This is a genomic window from Caballeronia sp. ATUFL_F1_KS39 (genome assembly GCF_023630985.1).
GTDB classification, from domain to species: domain Bacteria; phylum Pseudomonadota; class Gammaproteobacteria; order Burkholderiales; family Burkholderiaceae; genus Caballeronia; species Caballeronia zhejiangensis.
This window is the reverse complement of record NZ_JALQDZ010000104.1, coordinates 1-261: the sequence shown is the minus strand read 5'-3', so window position 1 is coordinate 261 and position 261 is coordinate 1. Positions and strand designations below refer to the sequence as shown.

Annotated in this window: 1 protein-coding gene; it reads right to left on the bottom strand. The window is 62.8% G+C overall.

Annotation, left to right across the window (positions count from 1 at the left end; genetic code table 11):
- Positions 1-261 (bottom strand): tetratricopeptide repeat protein (locus NCR93_RS31745; RefSeq protein ID WP_250532475.1); only part of this gene is annotated, 261 nt, incomplete at both ends.

Below are 261 nucleotides of genomic sequence, written 5' to 3'. Positions count from 1 at the left end.
ACACAGGGTCGTCCGGTTTGTACCGAAGCGCGTCGCGGTAGACGGCGATCGCGTCATCGAATCGCTCGGTGTCCATCAGGATGCCGCCAAGGTTCAGCGATGCGTCGGTATAGTCTGGCACCCGGACAAGCGCCTCGCGATAGGCAGATTCGGCGGCGTCGATGTCCTCGTCCTCCAACGACCGGGCACGGTAAAAGAGATCCACGGCCTGCCCGCGGGCTTTGTGTTCAAGCGGTGCCTGAAGCGAGGCAACGTTCGACG